This window comes from Catenovulum sediminis (genome assembly GCF_007289895.1).
GTDB lineage: Bacteria > Pseudomonadota > Gammaproteobacteria > Enterobacterales > Alteromonadaceae > Catenovulum > Catenovulum sediminis.
Window position 1 is genome coordinate 3,510,701 of record NZ_CP041660.1, and the last position, 14,879, is coordinate 3,525,579.

A 14,879-nucleotide genomic window follows, 5' to 3' on the forward strand; every position below is an offset into this window, starting at 1 on the left:
TGAACCTAATGTATAAAAAGTGTTCACGCAGTTTTAGCAAACGTTTTATAACCAATAATTGCGAAATTAAGAAGTAATTAAAGATTGAAAGCGAAAGAAATTTCAATCAAACTGGATTTTGCCCAACACCGTTTAAGGAATTAAACGAGTTATTATAAATAATGGGCTAAAATTACTAAACATTTCATTCAGTACAACAGGACTTTTGTATGCTCGTAAATAGACTCGAACAAGCCAGATTGCATAATCCCTTTGAACACCTAGGTTTACAAACAAGTGAAGATGACAAACGACATGTCATTCGAGCTTGGGCGCCGAATGCCGTTAAAGTCGAAGTGGTCGAACTCGGCACAGAGCGAAGTGTCGGCTTTTTACAGAAAGTTGATGGTGAAGGGGCATTATTCGAATCTGAGTTTGACGGATTGACTGATGACTTTGCTTACAAATTCAAAATATCCAATACGGAACATACTTACGAAGTAATAGACCCGTATCAGTTTAGAGATTTAGCCTATCACGCAGTACATTATGTCGCGACTAAACCACAAAATTTGTATGAGCAGTTAGGTGCACAGTTACTGGAAATCGATGTTAATGATACTAAAGTGAGTGCGACACGATTCGCTGTGTATGCACCGAATGCGACTGCTGTTAGCCTGATTGGTGAATTTAACTATTGGGATGGCCGATTGCATCCTATGCAAAAAACTGAGTGTGGTCACTGGGTTTTAATTGTTCCGGGCATCGCTGCTGGTACTAAATATAAATATGAAATCAAAGATCCAATGGGCAATAGATTACCCCATAAAGCGGATCCAATTGGTTTTTGTGCAGAACAATATCCGTCTCATGCTTCGATTGTTTATAATCACGATAATTATCAATGGAATGATGAAGCTTGGTTAAAAGAGCAAGCAAAAGTTGATCGCTACAAAAGCCCAATGTCTATTTACGAATTACATGCGGGTAGTTGGAAAGCGCATTACGATAACAAAGGTCGTACACCACTAAGCTATCGCGAAATGGTGGATGAGTTAATCCCTTATGTTAAAGATATGGGTTACACACACATAGAATTTTTACCAGTATCAGAATTCCCTTACGATGGTTCATGGGGATATCAACCGGTCGGGTTATTTGCACCTACAAGCCGCTTTGGTACGCCTGATGACTTTAAATATTTTGTAGACCAGTGTCACCAAAACGGAATAGGTGTCATTGTTGACTGGGTACCTGCACATTTCCCTGAAGATGGACATGGTTTGGCGCGTTTTGATGGCACCTATATCTATGAATATGAAGATCCGAGAAGAGGGTGGCATCCGGATTGGAATTCTTGCATCTACGATTTCGGTAAAGACAATGTGCGCCAATTTTTAGTGGCTAGCGCATTATTTTGGTTAGATAAATTCCACGTCGATGCACTGCGAGTAGATGCGGTTGCAAGTATGTTGTATTGGGATTATTCAAGAAATGAAGGCGAATGGGTCCCGAATGTAGATGGTGGTAACGAAAACTACGAAGCGGTTAGTTTGTTGCGCTGGTTTAACGAAGAAGTATATAAAAACTTCCCACATGCATTCACCATTGCCGAAGAGTCTACTGCGTTTCCAAAAGTATCACGCCCAGTATTTGAAGGTGGATTAGGTTTTGGTTTTAAATGGAATATGGGGTGGATGCATGACAGTCTGCACTTTATTTCTAAAGATCCTGCATATCGTAAATACCATCACAATGAAATCACTTTCTCTATGGTGTATGCATACAACGAAAGCTTTATATTGCCTATTTCTCATGATGAAGTTGTACATGGTAAAGGTTCGTTGCTGACCAAAATGCCGGGGGATGAGTGGCAAGCGGCTGCTAATCACAGGTGTTATGCTGCCTTTATGTATGCACATCCAGGTAAAAAACTAAACTTTATGGGGAATGATATAGGCCAGGGGCATGAATGGAATCATGAAACTTCAGTTGAATGGCACTTGTTAGACTTTCCGAAGCACAAAGGCATTCAAAACTTATATCGAGATCTAAATAAACTCTATACAACTTATCCAGCCTTATATGAAAAGGATCACGAACCCGGCGGATTTGAATGGATAGAGCATCAAGATGCAGGTCAGAGTATTCTATCTTTTGTTCGCAAAGCTGAAACAAGCAAACAGAAAGTATATGTTGTTTGTAACTTTACCCCAATACCGCGAGATGGTTATCGCTTAGGGGTTAAAGACGCTGGCGAATATAAATTATTATTGTCGACAGATAGTAATAATTATTGGGGAAGTGATTATACCGAAAACGCCACATTTAAATCAGAAGCGCAAACTTGGCAGGGGCAAGATCATTCAATCATGATCGATGTTCCACCATTAGCAACTGTATATATCGTTTTTGATGAATAAATAAGGCTGGAGTACAAGCGTGAATTTGCCGAAACAAACTGTATTGCATAACACTCACGGCTTTGAAGTATCATTGGGCTCTGCTGATATTTTAGGGCCCAGTTACATCAAAGGAAAAGGAACTAACTTTGCGGTGTATTCGCCGGATGCAGAGCGAGTTGATTTATGTCTTTTTGATAAAGATGAAAATGAGATATGCCGTATTGAAATGCCCGGAAAAAAGGGTAGGGTTTGGCATGCATTTGTTTATGGGGTAGAACCTGGGCAGCTATATGGATATCGGGTTGCTGGCAAATTCAATCCTGAACATGGTTATTTCCAAGATGAGCAAAAACTACTGATTGACCCTTATGCCAAGGGGCTTAACAGAGCATTGCACTTCAAAGAAAGACTGTATCAGGGAGATTCACAATACATGATGCCAAAATGTATTGTTGAAGATGGCATGGGGTTTGATTGGCAAGATGCCCATAAGCCCAGAATTCCGGATTCGGATACGGTTTTATATGAATTACATGTGAAAGGGTTTACAAAAATGCACCCTCAAGTCGCTGACCAATACAAAGGTAAATACCTTGGTATTGCTCAGCCTGAGGTGATTGATTATCTGAAATCTTTAGGTGTCACAAGTTTACAATTAATGCCTGTTATGGCGTTTATGTCAGAGCCCAGATTAAATGATTTAGGGCTTGCTAATTATTGGGGATACAACCCAATTAATTTCTTCACACCAGACCCGCGCTATGCCAATGAAGATTCTACACTTGAATTTAAAACCATGGTTCGGGAATTACACAAAAATGGAATCGAAGTCATTTTAGATGTTGTGTTTAATCACAGCGCTGAAGGGGGATTTGACGGACCTGTTTTATCCTTTAGAGGATTTGATAACCGTAATTTCTACATGTTTGAAGAAGTTCACGGAGAAAAAGACTACAGCCGTTACGTTAACAATACGGGGTGCGGTAACAGCATTAATCTGGATAACCCCTATGTACTTCAATTAGTGACTCAGTCATTGCGCTATTGGGTTGAAGAGATGCAGGTTGATGGCTTTAGATTTGATCTTGCGGTTAGCTTAGCGCGTGAAGGTAATGATTTTGATAATTACTCTGCATTTTTTAAAGTGCTCTTTCAAGATCCTGTTTTATCGCAAGTCAAATTAATTGCCGAACCATGGGATATTGGTTGGGGAGGCTACCGCTTGGGTCAATTTCCAGAAAACTGGCACGAGTGCAATGACAAATTCAGAGACACGGTACGTGGCTTTTGGCGCGGAGATCACGGACTCATCGGTGATTTAGCAACTAGGTTAATGGGGTCTCGGGATGTCTTTTTAAAAGGTTTACGCTCTATTAATACCAGTGTTAACTATATCGCCTATCATGATGGATTTACCTTACACGATCTAGTGTGTTACGAGCAAAAACACAATGATGCAAATGGTGAAAACAATCGTGATGGTCATGGCCATAACCTGTCTGCAAATTATGGTATTGAAGGCCCGACAGATGACTATAAAATTAATCAGCTAAGGCAGAAGCAAAAACGAAATTTACTCGCCACATTGTTTTTGTCACAAGGTACACCTCATTTTTTAGCAGGTGATGAAATTGGGCGCAGTCAATTAGGTAACAATAATGCTTATTGTCAGGATAATCCGATTAGCTGGTTGAATTGGCAGTTAAAGCCTGAAGATAGAAAGTTATTAGAATTTGTTAAAAAACTGATTAAATTGCGTCACAGCAGTCCTTTATTGCATTCATTAAATCTTGCCGATGACCATTATTTTGGAAAAATAAACAATCATAAAGTAAATTGGTATAAACATGATGGACAGTTTATGGACGATGCAGCATGGCAAGCTGCACATAATTGTTCGATCGCTGTAGAGCTAGCCTGGCAGGATTATGAACATGACGCCGATAAAGACAAATTTTTAATATTGATCAATGCAGATCACACTGATGTACGTTTTAAACTGCCTCCATTGCCAAAATCTCAGTATTGGTCCTTAATATTTGACACTTCGGTTGATGATGGTTTAGCGACAAAAGAAACTAAGCTTGAGGCTGGCTATTGGCAAGAAAGTCACGGTTTAAGTATATTGGCTAGACGGCATATTCCTGCTCGTGGCCGAAAAAAATAGAAACTTTAATTTGAGAAAAACAGGAGAGAAAAGTCTCTCCTGACTATTATCACGTTTATTTATAGTATTTATTATCCTTATAACCTTAATTTATCCATTCAGAGCCCGATAAAGGCCCACTTCGGTAGCCCTTACCCCCCTTTTTAGCTAGAATACGCGGCACTTATGAAGCAGGCAATAATAGGAACAGCAGATATGTCGAGCACGACACAACAATGTCAAATAGGCCTTATTGGTCTAGGTGTAATGGGTAAAAACCTAGGGTTAAATTTGGCTGATAACGGTTACTCAGTAGCCGCATTTGATTTAGACAACGATAAAGTACAAAGCATATTAAGCCAAGATGAAATAGAGCGAGGTAGTCAACCTGCCCGAATTCATGGCTGTTCTTCATTTGAAGATATGTTGGGCAAATTAGAAAAACCTTACCTTATTATTTTATCTATACCGGCAGGTAAACCTGTCGATATAGTATGTGGCAAATTATTAGAGTTAGGCTTATCGCAGGATGATATTGTTGTTGATACAGGAAACAGCTTATGGACAGATACCGTTGAACGTGAAAAACAATATCATGGTAAGTTTACGTTCTTCAGTTGTGCTGTTTCAGGTGGTGAAGTAGGTGCTCGATTTGGACCTTCTTTAATGCCATCGGGTGATAAAGCTGGCTGGGCTCGTTTAGAACCCGTGTTAGAAGCTATTTCAGCAAAAGTTGATGCGAAAACTGGATTACCGCTTGTTAATAATGAACCTGGCAACCCAGTCAAAGAAGGTGAGCCATGCGCAGCCTATATCGGTCCAACGGGTGCTGGTCACTACGTCAAGATGGTGCACAACGGTATAGAGTATGCAGATATGCAATTAATCTGTGAGGCATATCAGAGTTTACGTAGTGCTTTAGGATTGTCTCCAAAAGAGATTGCTGAAATTTTCCGTGAGTGGAACAAAGGCCCTTTAAATAGCTACTTAATTGAAATATCTGCCGATGTATTAGCGCAAGATGATCCTGTTACTGGCGAACCTTTGGTTGATAAAATCTTAGATGTGGCTGGCCAAAAGGGTACTGGCTTATGGACTGCTTTAGGCAGTTTAGAAATTGGTTCACCGGCTATGGCTGTAACCGCTTCCGTATACGCTAGAGCCTTGTCTGGTTTAAAAGATAATCGTGTTAAAGCATCTGCTATCTTAAAAGGTCCAGCGACTTGTAAAGTTGAAGAAAGTGAAAAAGAAGCCTATATCCAACGTGTACACGATGCGTTATATTGCTCAAAAATCTGTGCATACGCACAAGGTTTCGAGTTGATGAAAAAAGCGGGCGAGATTCAAGGATGGGATTTAGATTTTGCTGCAATTGCTAAAATTTGGCGTGCGGGCTGTATTATTCGAGCGGTATTCTTACAATCTATTACAGATGCGTTTAACAAAGATAAAGAGCTTCCTAATTTATTGATGGATGATTTCTTTGCCGGTCAAATTGAAAAGTTCCAGTCAAACTGGCGTGAAGCTATCGTAGATGGTGTGCGTTTAGGTGTAGCAATGCCTTGTTTTACTTCATCTTTATCATATTACGATTCGTACCGTTCAGAAACGACTGCTGCAAATTTACTGCAAGGGCAGCGTGATTTCTTCGGCTCACATACGTTTGAGCGTGTTGACGAACCGCGTGGTCAGTTCTATCATTTAAACTGGTCTGGTGAGCGAGATTTGGTTCGAATTAAATAATGAAAGATAATAAATACTGGCAGCAAAAACTCGATGAGGAAACTTATCGAGTCACCCGCCAAGGCGGAACAGAATATCCCCACACGGGGAAATATCTGCACCATGATGCTGCCGGTGTTTATACTTGTGTTTGTTGCAAACAGCCACTTTTTACCTCTCAACAAAAGTTCGATTCTGGCTGTGGCTGGCCCGCTTTTTTTGACAGCATAAATAACGCTAACATTCGATTTTTAGTTGACGAAAGTCATGGAATGGTGAGAACAGAAATTCGCTGTGCGCATTGTGATGCCCATTTGGGGCATGTTTTTAATGACGGACCTCAACCCACAGGACAAAGGTACTGTGTGAATTCTGTCTCGTTAGATTTTAGTGCAGAAGAACAATCAAACTAAGCCTAAAAATTTAAAACGATAGAATCTAACGCTCCTAAACTATTTGCTTCTAATGCTTTTACGCGTTCATCTTCAGTTAAAATTCCGGTAAAAGGCGTTTGCCTGCGCCATTTTCTAAGTTTTGCAGAATACTCGGTTAACCCAAGAACAAATAGTTTCTCATTTGCGATGTTATCTAATGTGCTTATCCAGTGTAGATAAGCACCATACGTCAGTTGCCCAAGTTTTTGTTTTCTTTCAATATTGTCACGGGCAAACTCTACCCATTTGGGGTGTGCCAATAGCTTTTTTGCAATTGCAAAGTGGATTGCTTGTATTTGGCGATCGATGTTTTCGTCTGCCAGACTGGTCTTTTTTACCCTGTAATTTCGCTTTTTATGTTGACGCATACATTTATAAATATAATGCTTTAAAGAGTGCGATAAACTTCAGTGGTTACATTGACTAAACGCTGATCTATTAACAAAAGTTGACCTGCGTTTGCATCTTCGCCATTACCACTAAATTCAAAATTAAAAGTAGAATGCCATTCAAGTAAATTACGTTTAAAAAACACTAATCGGGTTTTTGCTCTGGAAACTGATATAAACTGTATATCATTTCTCTCGCAATAATCTTGCGCATAATGTGTTGCGGCTTCTGATTGTTTACGCAGTTGCCAAAACTGAAATATGACAATGCCAATAATCAGTAAAATAACGATATCAATGAGTTGTACCATATTGCTCTCTAATCATAGTAGTTACTGCCTTGCGAGTTTTAATCAGGGCATTAGGGTTTTGCATCATTGCCAATATAGGACGCCTAATAGCAGGTAAAGACACTAAATCTTTGAATAATGCACTGAATGAGGCTTGTTTTAATTCAGCTATATTTTCCAGATACATTGATAAAACAAGTGGGTCTTGTAGAGCGTTCCAACAGCGCCCCGCGATTAATGCGTAAAAATCATCTGTCAGATTCTCTTTATTAGATTGCAATTGTTCAGTCAACCACTCTATAAATGGGGGAAGATCACTGTAAGCAGAAATACAACGCAAATATTGGATAGACTGTACGTTAAATTCAGAAGTAGATTTTAATGTTTTAAGTAGACGATTATTCAGGGCACGAGATAGTCTGTGATGTTCAATCAAAGGTGTAATTTCCTGTAACATTTCATCAGGCAAGTCGAAAAAATGTTTATCAAACAAAGATTGTATTTTAGGATCGTCTAATTTGCTCAGTAAATCAGCCCATCCTTGAACACTCAGAGTTCGCCAATTTTCGAGCTTTTCGTGCATAAGGTAATCTAGACAAGCTTGCATTTGTGTCGAAGTATCTTGATTAAGTTTACGTTTAACAGCTGCATTCACCACAGCAATTTTATTACTATCTGGCAATTTGATATAAGGGTTATCTGGTAACTTTTGCTGTTCTTCATTTGAGTTTTCAGCAAAGGATTGCCCCATTGCTTCTTGTATTATTGCAACAAAATGATTTCGTGATCCGGCGATGACCTGCGATTCTTCATCTAATGGTAAATTTAAAAACCAGATAAATGGATTGCTAGGGTTTGCCAATGGCCAATAAACTAATGCGAAACGCGCTGATTGTTGAATCGGGGTTGGGTAGGGAATCAGCCCTTTTTCAAACTGTTCAAAGGTTTCTTTATTTATTTCACTTACACGTCTACCAGTATCGAAAACGCAATAATCACAACCAGCGTATTGAATTAATTGAAATAGACTAGAAACTTCACTCATAAATAAATCGGCCCTAAATTTTCAAAGGTCTGTTATAACCAAGCTGTAAAAAGCGTTATAATAACTGTTTTTTACTTGGAGTGCATAAACTTGAGTAAATCTATAACACTCGGACAGTTACTAACTGAGTTGGAAGCCGAGCTCAAATCGTTGGATTTATGGCAAGACAATCGCCCAGCTGCATATAAACTGCGAAGTGAACAACCTTTTTGTCTGGATACTTTAGATTTTCATCAGTGGTTACAGTTCGTATTTATCGAGAAATTAGACATGCTAATACGCCATAAACACCCCTTGCCAGATGCATTGTGTGTATTACCCATGGCAGAAGAAGTCTATAAAACATCCAAAAAAAATGTTTCACGTTTATTATCAATATTAAAAAATATTGACGAGTTATTTGCGCATTAAAAATTGCACGATAAAAAGGAAAAATCTTTGTTAGATATTTTATATCAAGATGACATTATGATTGCTGTGAATAAACCGTCTGGTTTATTGGTGCATCGCTCTATGATTGATCGACACGAAACCGAATTTGCTATGCAACTGGTGCGCGATCAAATTGGTCAACGGGTATATCCCGTGCATCGCTTAGACAGACCCACTTCGGGTGTGTTGTTAATGGCCTTATCTTCAGAAAGTGCGCGTTTAATTTCGGCGATTATTGAAGCCCGCAAAGTTGATAAAACTTATCTGGCTATTGTACGTGGTCACCTTGTAGGTAATGGCATTATCGACTATCCATTAGCTGAAAAGCCTGACAAAATCGCAGATCGCCATATGAGCAAAGCTCCTGAAGCTAAAGAAGCGGTTACGGCTTACCAGTCACTTGCAACCAGTACAATTGATGTTGAAATCAACCGCTATCCACAGTCACGCTTTAGCCTAATTCAACTACAGCCTGTACATGGTAGAAAACATCAAATAAGACGCCATTTAGCGCATTTGCGACATCCAATTATTGCGGATGTAAATTACGGAGATAATAAATACAACCGTTATTTTAGACAGCAAATTAGCAATTCTAGGTTGGCTTTGCATGCGCATAAAATAGAATTGCCTCATCCGGTAAATGGAGAGATGGTAAAAATAAAAGCACCATTAGATCAAAGTTTTAAAAACATGCTCGAGCATGTCAATATACATATTGAAGGGGATAGGTATGAGTAAAATCACAATTTTAGTTGGCTCTGTTTATGGGGGCGCAGAAGAGTTAGCAGAAACCTGTGAAAGTAGATTAAAAGCAGCGGGACATGAAGCTCAGATTTTTATTGATGCAGAGCTTTCTGACGTCCTCGCCGCAGACAGTAAAAACTGGCTAATCATTACCAGCACAACCGGGGCTGGTGATGTGCCGCCAAATTTAGAAAATGTATTTTTTACATTAAAAGACACAGTACCAAATTTAAGTGAAACGCGTTATGCCGTAATTTGTATGGGTGACTCTTCGTATGTAGACACATTTTGCGAAGCGGGTAAACAATTTGATGAAGCAATGCAAGAGAGCATGGCAAAACGTATTATCGAGCGATTAGAAATCGATGCCTGCGAAACAATGGATACAGCCGAAGCTTCTGAGGCTTGGTTTAGCGATTATATTGCTCAGCTTTAACTTAGATACTGCACGAGCAATATCCTTATTGCTCGTGCTAATGCCATTTAAAATAACCACTGTTGACTGAATCAACTCCTATATTTACATCCACTAACGGCGACAACTGATAATTTTGTATTTCTCACATTGAATTTCATCCACAAGAACATTACAAATTCATCACCCTGTGGATAACTCTATGTGTGTTTTTAAATAGTATTACTATATATTTGTTTTTGTAATAAAATTACAGGCTGTCATGTATTCAACAAGAAAATAGTTTTTTATCGGTTAAAATTATTGAAAAAAAGTTAGTGTAATGAGTACTTTAGTCTACTATTAAAAGTGCAAGTCGTTGGATGATGAGTGGGGAATACATATGAAATCATTACAAGTAGCAGACTACATGACATCGCGCCCAGTCACCTTTTCTGTTGGAATGAACATCGCAGAGGCTGTTGAGCGTATACTAAAAATAGACCAGTCGGGTGGTCCAGTGCTTGATCAAAATGGAAAAGTAGTTGGGTTTTTATCAGAGCAAGATTGTATTACCCATATGATTGAATCTACCTATTTTCGCGAGCAGGTTGCTAAAGTGGGAGATATCATGTCGACCGATGTAAAATCTTTAAAGCCATACAGTTCGGTGTTAGAAGTTGCACAAAAAATGGCGCTGAGCAGGCCGAGAATTTATCCTATTATTGACGATGACGGTCATTTATTGGGGACAATTACACGCCATCAAATTATGCGCGCAATCGATCAACATCTACATGAGGCATATAACATGCCGGATTAGCTCGCCAAAACGCTAAGCCTTTGATAGCATTAGCCCCCGTTGTAACTACGGGGGTTTTTGTTTTTGTCTGAACTAACACGCAAGTCTTTATCACTGCTTAAATCGGTTTATAAGCCAGATTATTTTCGCCTTAAAAAACGTTTTTTCCAACTCGAAAAAATCAAAGATGCTGAAAAACAGCAAGTCGCTTTTGATAGTTGGTTGCAGCAAGTTGAAACCTCGGTTCAGTTTGTTAAAGCACGTATTAAAAACAAGCCGGTACCAGAGTACCCAGACTTACCCGTTTCAGAAAAACGAACTGAAATCATTGATGCAATAAAAAACAATCAGGTGGTTATTATTGCCGGTGAAACAGGTTCGGGTAAGACCACTCAGCTGCCTAAAATGTGTATTGAAGCGGGGTGTGGTTTAAATGGACAAATAGGCCACACACAACCACGTAGGCTTGCAGCACGAAGCGTAGCGACACGCATAGCACAAGAATTAAACACTGAGCTTGGCAAAGATGTTGGTTTTAAAGTTCGGTTTAGTGATCAAAGCTCTCCGAATTCTTATATAAAATTGATGACTGACGGTATTTTACTGGCAGAAATCCAGCAAGACCGATTTTTAAACCAGTACGACACAATTATCATAGATGAAGCGCACGAGCGTAGCTTAAATATTGATTTTATATTGGGTTACCTCAAACAACTCCTACCCAAAAGACCAGATTTAAAACTTATCATTACCTCAGCAACCATTGATGTTGACAGATTTTCTAAACATTTTGATAAAGCTCCCGTATTTGAAGTGTCTGGTCGTACTTACCCAGTTGATATTCGCTATAGACCGATTAATGAAGATGCTGAAGACAACGATAGAGATCAACTACAAGCCATTTTTGATGCTGTCGAAGAGTTGTGCAAGGAAGGTCCGGGTGACATTTTAATATTTATGAATGGTGAGCGGGAGATCCGCGACACCGCGGATGGGCTGCAAAAATTAAATTTACGTGATACTGAAATACTGCCGCTCTATGCGAGACTATCAGCCAGTGAACAAAACAGAATATTTCAATCTCATATTGGTCGGCGTATTGTTCTTTCAACTAACGTTGCAGAAACCTCACTGACGGTTCCCGGTATACGTTATGTAATTGATCCGGGTACCGCCAGGATATCCCGTTACAGTGCACGCACTAAAGTTCAGCGCTTACCAATTGAAGCAATATCTCAAGCCAGTGCTAATCAAAGAGCAGGGCGCTGTGGTCGGGTTGCAGCAGGTATCTGTATTCGCTTATATGACGAAGATGACTTTATCAACAGAACAGATTTTACAGACCCTGAGATACTTAGAACCAATTTGGCATCTGTTATTTTACAAATGCATGCTTTAGGCTTAGGCGATATTGAATCTTTCCCATTTATTCAACCGCCCGATAGCAGGGCGATCAATGATGGTATTTTACTCTTACAAGAAATTGGGGCTCTCAACCAACAAGCCAAAAAGTCACAAGCCACTTTGACTCCGGTCGGGCGTCACGTATCAAGGTTACCGGTCGATCCCAGACTAGGCAAAATGGTCGCAACTGCAAATGAATTAAATTGCCTAAGAGACGTAATAATTATCGTTGCTGGTCTAAGCATTCAGGATCCAAGGGAGCGGCCGAATGATAAACAGCAAGCGGCAGATGAATCGCACGAGCGATTTGAAGATAAAAGTTCGGATTTTTTAAGTTATCTGCATTTGTGGGACTACCTTGAAGAACAACAAAAAAATGAATCACAAAATCAATTTAGAAAACGGTGTAAAAAAGAGTTTTTAAACTACCTGCGTGTACGTGAATGGCAAGATATTGTTTATCAGTTGACAGAATCAACAAAAGAGATCGGTTGGAAAATAACTGACCAACAAGCTGATTACCAGCAAATTCATCAAGCTTTATTATCGGGCCTGTTAAGTCACATAGGTAACAAAGATAACCAACAAGGTTATCTGGGGGCTCGAAATACTCGGTTCGTTGTTTTTCCCGGATCGGCACTCGCCAAAACAAAAGCGAAATGGATAATTGCGGCTGAGCTGGTTGAAACCAGTCGTTTATTTGCCCGTACAGTTGCCAAAATAGAGCCAGAGTGGATTGAACCTTTTGCCACACACTTGGTGAACAAACAATACGATGAACCGCATTGGGAAAAAAAACGCGGTTCAGTTATCGCGTATGAAAAACAGGTGCTTTATGGATTAACCATAGTACATAAACGTAAAGTTCAATTTAGTCGAATTGATCCAGTATTAAGTCGCGAAATTTTTATTCGCGAAGCTTTAGTTAATATGGATGTACAGCTAAATGAAAAGTTTATTCAGCATAACGCCGATCTTATAGAAGAGATAGAAACATTAGAAGCTAAATCAAGGCGTCGCGACATACTGGCAGACGAAGATGATTTGTTTGATTTTTACAACAGTAAAATACCATCAAATATTGTTGACTTAGTCACGTTTAAAAAGTGGTGGAAAATCAAACAAAAGACTGACGTTCAATATTTGCATATGCAAATGCAAGATTTAATGCGCCATGAAGCAGAACAAGTAACTGCAGAGCAATTTCCGGATGTTTGGCGACAAGGAAATCTAACCTTACCATTAGAATATGTTTTTGAGCCTAGTCAATCAGCAGATGGCGTAAACTTAATTATTCCACTGGCACTATTAAATCAAGTTGAAGCGCAAGGCTTAGATTGGACCATCCCAGGCTATCGGCATGAGTTGGCTGTTTCTTTAATTAAATCCCTGCCTAAAAGCTTGCGTAAAAACTTCGTACCTGCGCCAGATTATGCATCAGCCTGTTTACAAGCAATCGATAAAACGGATTGCTTGTTTGTTGAAGCGCTGGCTAAGCAATTACTGCGTATGTCAGGTGTCAAAATTGAAAAGGAAGATTGGGATTGGTTGCAAGTACCACAATACCTTCGAATTAATTTCAAAGTAATAGACGAAAACGAAAAAGTACTCGCGCTTGGCAAAGACCTAAATACCATTAAAGAAAAGTTACAAGGCAAAGTTGCCGATACGCTGACTCAAGTTGCAGAAAAAGGAATAGAAAAAGAAAATCTGACTCAGTGGGATTTTGGTGCATTACAGCAAGAGTACACAAAAAAACAAGCAGGATATGAAATTAAAGCCTTTCCGGCACTCACTGACAACACAAGCACGGTATCCATTAAATTATTTGATACTCAGCCACAAGCTGAATGGGCGATGTTGCAGGGGGTCACACGATTGTTATACCTGAACTTGCCATCACCACGCAGTTATCTACAAGATAAGTTACCGAATAAAGCAAAACTAGGGCTGTATTTTAATCCGTTTGGGCAAATAAAAGATTTGATTCAAGATTGTATTGAAGCCGCAATACAGGACTTTTTATTAAACAGAACAAAGTTGCCACGTAATGAAACAGAGTTTAATAAATGTAGAGAAACGTTACGCGGTGAATTAGCCGATAAAGTACTGGAAGTTGCCAAGCAAGTTGAGAAAATCCTAACCAGTGGAAACCGGATAAACAAAAAACTCAAAGGTAAAAGCAGTTTTGAACTGATTCAGGCGCAATCTGATATAAAAGAGCAACTTAATAACCTGATATTTAAAGGCTTTGTGACGCGATTTGGGGTTAAAAATTTAAAAGATATTGAACGTTATTTGATAGGTATAGAAAAAAGGCTAGAAAAATTGCCGGTAGATCCGGTTCGCGATCGGTTAAATCGCGATCAAGTTGCAAAAATTGCTGAGCCTTATAAGAACGCTCTGCAGCAAAACTTAAAAGCAGGACCGGTTAATCAAACACTTGAACAATTGAGATGGATGCTTGAAGAATTTAGAATTTCTTTGTTTGCACAACAATTGGGTACCAGTATGCCAATTTCAGCGAAAAGAATTAGCCAATTTATTCAAGAATCACAAAAACAAGGGCAAATTTAATTGTTAATGTTGCGTAACTGGGATAATAATTATTTACATATTAGACTTTACTCACTAACATGAAACTTGGCCTGATGGCGAACTCTAATGTATTAATCGAGTGAAAAGCAGGA

General features: G+C 39.2%; 12 protein-coding genes. 9 read left to right on the plus strand and 3 right to left on the minus strand.

Annotated elements, in window-relative coordinates; genetic code table 11:
• Positions 1-209 precede the first annotated feature (209 nt).
• The 4 genes from glgB to msrB all read left to right on the plus strand — a co-directional run bounded on the left by glgB (position 210) and on the right by msrB (position 6,665).
• Positions 210-2,402 (plus strand): 1,4-alpha-glucan branching protein GlgB, encoded by a 2,193-nt coding sequence (gene glgB / locus FNT16_RS14860; protein ID WP_143872318.1) that lies wholly within the window; start codon positions 210-212, stop codon positions 2,400-2,402.
• A gap of 25 nt (positions 2,403-2,427) precedes the next feature.
• A complete protein-coding gene (glgX, locus tag FNT16_RS14865; RefSeq protein ID WP_143872983.1) occupies positions 2,428-4,551 on the plus strand; it encodes a glycogen debranching protein GlgX in 2,124 nt (707 codons plus the stop codon).
• Between the two features lie 195 nt (positions 4,552-4,746).
• Positions 4,747-6,273 carry an NADP-dependent phosphogluconate dehydrogenase gene (gndA, locus tag FNT16_RS14870; RefSeq protein WP_143872984.1) on the plus strand — a complete coding sequence of 509 codons (1,527 nt, stop codon included), beginning with the start codon at positions 4,747-4,749 and terminating at the stop codon, positions 6,271-6,273.
• Complete coding sequence (msrB, locus tag FNT16_RS14875) at positions 6,273-6,665, plus strand: peptide-methionine (R)-S-oxide reductase MsrB (protein WP_143872319.1); 393 nt, start codon at positions 6,273-6,275, stop codon at positions 6,663-6,665. Before gndA ends, msrB begins: the two co-directional genes overlap by 1 nt.
• A 2-nt stretch (positions 6,666-6,667) precedes the next feature.
• On the opposite strand, the gene FNT16_RS14880 is transcribed toward msrB, so the two are convergent.
• The 3 genes from FNT16_RS14880 to FNT16_RS14890 are packed head-to-tail and all read right to left on the minus strand — an operon-like array spanning position 6,668 to position 8,410.
• Positions 6,668-7,054, minus strand: a complete 387-nt coding sequence (locus FNT16_RS14880; RefSeq protein WP_143872320.1) for a hypothetical protein — start codon at positions 7,052-7,054, stop codon at positions 6,668-6,670.
• 20 nt (positions 7,055-7,074) lie between these two features.
• Positions 7,075-7,386 carry a DUF3301 domain-containing protein gene (locus FNT16_RS14885; RefSeq protein ID WP_143872321.1) on the minus strand — a complete coding sequence of 104 codons (312 nt, stop codon included), beginning with the start codon at positions 7,384-7,386 and terminating at the stop codon, positions 7,075-7,077.
• On the minus strand, positions 7,370-8,410 hold the full coding sequence (locus FNT16_RS14890) for a DUF3549 family protein (RefSeq protein ID WP_143872322.1): 1,041 nt from the start codon (positions 8,408-8,410) through the stop codon (positions 7,370-7,372). The genes FNT16_RS14885 and FNT16_RS14890 overlap by 17 nt, the downstream gene beginning before the upstream one ends.
• A 90-nt stretch (positions 8,411-8,500) precedes the next feature.
• Between FNT16_RS14890 and FNT16_RS14895 the strand changes: the two genes are divergently transcribed.
• The 5 genes from FNT16_RS14895 to hrpA all read left to right on the plus strand — a co-directional run bounded on the left by FNT16_RS14895 (position 8,501) and on the right by hrpA (position 14,766).
• On the plus strand, positions 8,501-8,821 hold the full coding sequence (locus FNT16_RS14895; protein ID WP_221935034.1) for a YqcC family protein: 321 nt from the start codon (positions 8,501-8,503) through the stop codon (positions 8,819-8,821).
• 27 nt (positions 8,822-8,848) lie between these two features.
• Positions 8,849-9,583, plus strand: a complete 735-nt coding sequence (gene truC / locus FNT16_RS14900; RefSeq protein ID WP_185976609.1) for a tRNA pseudouridine(65) synthase TruC — start codon at positions 8,849-8,851, stop codon at positions 9,581-9,583.
• A complete protein-coding gene (locus FNT16_RS14905) occupies positions 9,576-10,025 on the plus strand; it encodes a flavodoxin (protein ID WP_143872323.1) in 450 nt (149 codons plus the stop codon). Before truC ends, FNT16_RS14905 begins: the two co-directional genes overlap by 8 nt.
• Positions 10,026-10,386: 361 nt before the next feature.
• Positions 10,387-10,806: a CBS domain-containing protein gene (locus FNT16_RS14910; RefSeq protein ID WP_143872324.1), complete on the plus strand. Its 420-nt coding sequence runs from the start codon at positions 10,387-10,389 to the stop codon at positions 10,804-10,806.
• Positions 10,807-10,869: 63 nt separating this feature from the next.
• Positions 10,870-14,766 carry an ATP-dependent RNA helicase HrpA gene (gene hrpA, locus FNT16_RS14915; protein ID WP_246072239.1) on the plus strand — a complete coding sequence of 1,299 codons (3,897 nt, stop codon included), beginning with the start codon at positions 10,870-10,872 and terminating at the stop codon, positions 14,764-14,766.
• Positions 14,767-14,879: the final 113 nt, after the last annotated feature.